Origin of the sequence: Roseisalinus antarcticus, from assembly GCF_900172355.1 — a bacterium.
In the GTDB taxonomy this organism is placed as follows: Bacteria; Pseudomonadota; Alphaproteobacteria; order Rhodobacterales; family Rhodobacteraceae; genus Oceanicola; species Oceanicola antarcticus_A.
This window is the reverse complement of record NZ_FWFZ01000099.1, coordinates 1-2,570: the sequence shown is the minus strand read 5'-3', so window position 1 is coordinate 2,570 and position 2,570 is coordinate 1. Positions and strand designations below refer to the sequence as shown.

Here is a 2,570-nt window from a genome sequence, read left to right as displayed (position 1 = left end):
CGCAGCGATGCGTCGGGCGGTCGAGGAGCGCAGCGGTCATCGTCGCGTCTCCGAAGACGGTCGGCCATTCGCCAAAGGCGGGATTGGTCGTGGCGATGATCGAGCTCCGCTCGTGGGGCTTGCCGATGAGGTGGCGTGACGCGGGTTCAGGAAACGGTCCACTGGGCCGTTTCCCCGCTGAACGAGCTGGCCGCCTTTCCGAGCGGACGGGAGATAGCCGAGCCCGTCAAGGAGTGAGCCATCGCGTCGCCATGCGTTCGAGACCGATGGCGAACACGTCGAGGCGAAAGATCAGGTCCGCGCTGCGGCGCGGGCTTCGGCGTCGAGCTTGTTCACCAGATCGACACCATTGAAGAACCGGCCGCGACGGCCGTTGCGGATGCAGGCACGGGCGATACCGACGGCAAGACGGGTCTTGCCGGTTCCCGTTCCGCCGATCAGCACGAGATTGCGCGGGTGGTCGAGGACGTCTCCGGTGGCGAGGTCACGGATCGGGGTCCCGTTGACCTCGTCGTCCATCGGGCTCGACCCGATGGCGCCCTTCTGGACGACCCTCGACGTCGCACTCCTCGATCTTCCTGGCGAGCGGCACCTTGGCGATGGTCGGCTGGCATTCGATCGAGCGTGCCTGCTTCTCACTGATCTCGGCGTCCGGGAGGTCGCCCCTCTCGGCAGATTGCTTCGCAATCGCCTGCCGGGCAATGAATGACCTGTTGTGGTTCGTGCCGTCGCTTGACCGTCACGACGGAAGCGTGCCTCCGGCAAGAAGGCGATGATCTCGTCGTAGGCTGTCCTCATGCCGTAGAGCTTCAGCTGGCCCGTCGTGCCTCCGGCACGCCTTCGGCGTCGTGCCTCCGGCACGCCTTCGGCGTGGTGCGTCCAGCACTGCGACATTACAGAAGCGCAGTATCCCGACGCCGGAGGCACGCCTTCGGCATGGTGCGTCCAGCACCTGCGATCGTTCCATTCCGTGTTCTCCCCAGGCCGTCATGGCGGTCGCAATCGGCCGCGGGCCCGCGGCCCAGCTTCGGCGCATCCGGCGTTGCAATGGTCAGGGGTGGCGGCGGTTCGTCGTGCCGGAAGCACGCCTCCGGCGTGACGACGCGCCGGGATGTTCAGGATCACATCGGCAGAATGAACGCCATGGGACAGGGCCTCGGCACGGGCGGCTTCGACCATTGCCCGGCAGGCGATTTGCGAAGCAAATCTGCCGAGAGGGGCATCAGTGGGCACGGCGCCGGGGATGTCGACCACCTGCCGGTCGCCGCCGGGCCGTCGGTCGGGCTTGCGCTGGACCCGGCGCAGGGCCGGCGGCGGATCCCGGTCCTTGGACGGCGCGGTCGCCATTGGTCTCGAACACATGGCAACACAATGGCTCACCGCGCAGGGCGCGGGGCCTGCGCGCCGGAACCGGGATGCAATGGAGCGGGTCGTCGATCGACTTGCCGCGGCCGAACGCCCGACCATGACGGGCCACGACCTGACCGTCCTGCCAGCATGCCGGCCTGTCGGCATCGGCGCGGATCTCGACGGGACGACCGACCGTGCGGGCGTCGACCGGGTCGCGGTTCGTCAGGGAAAAGGTCCACTGGACCTGTTCCTGATCCTCCTCACTGTCGAACCGCAGGAGGCAGGTCCGGGCGGCGGACGCGGGGACGGCAAGCAAGCCGTCGAACGGGCCGACATGGGGCACCAGGCTCCCGCGCTCCTCCTCGAACACCTCCCGGATCGTCTTGTCCGGAATGTCGGGGTGCCGGTTCGCCTTGGCATGGGCGGGACAGCGATCCTCGGGCATTCGCCATTGGTCCGAGAGACATTGGCGAACGCGATTGCAGGCCCGACCCTTGCCGACGAAGATCGTGTCCACCGCCGTCTTCGCTCGACCGTTGTTCCCGAACCAATGGCGATCAAGGTCCCGCTGTCGTAGATCCCGCGGGCACAGGCGCCGCCGAAGAAGGCGAACGCCCTGTCGTGCGCATCGAACACCGTCTCTTGCGTCTCGCGCGGACAGGCCCGGACGAACGGCATCCGGCTGTGGCACAGGCGGAGATGGGCGACCTTGGCCGTCACGGTCACGCCATCGAGGATCACGATCTGATGGCTCCAGTCGACCTGGCAGGCCTCGCCCGGATCGAAGCCCGGCGGCACATAGGCACTGGCCGAGGCTTCCTGCGTCGCCTTCGGCCAACTGCACGCATGGCGCCGGACAGCATCATGGCTGCCGTCATGGCCGCGGTTGCGCAGCTCCGCGCAGATCCCCGCATCGGCGTCGGCCGTCCGCGCTTGGGTCGCCGAGCATTCTCCCCCGGCAGCTCGTCCAGCTCCGACCGCCAGGGATCGATCTTCGGACGTGGCTGCGTCGTGCGGTCATACGCGAACCCGGCCGCGCCCGATCCGATGACCTTGCGCACCTTGTTCCGCGACAACCGCACCTCCCGGCAGACCTGCTTGATCGACTAGCCCTCGACGAAATGCGCACGCCCGATCTTCGCGATCGTCTCCACAACCAACATCCCCTGACTGCTCCCTCATGCCTTCGAGAAAGCTTCTCACCAGAACCAACAGGGGGG

At 67.5% G+C, this 2,570-nt stretch carries 2 pseudogenes; both read right to left on the bottom strand.

Annotated elements, in window-relative coordinates:
- Positions 1-894: pseudogene (locus tag ROA7023_RS23285) on the bottom strand (ATP-binding protein); the annotation flags it as partial.
- Positions 894-2,453: pseudogene (locus tag ROA7023_RS23280) on the bottom strand (Mu transposase domain-containing protein). The pseudogenes ROA7023_RS23285 and ROA7023_RS23280, both read right to left, overlap by 1 nt.
- Positions 2,454-2,570: the final 117 nt, after the last annotated feature.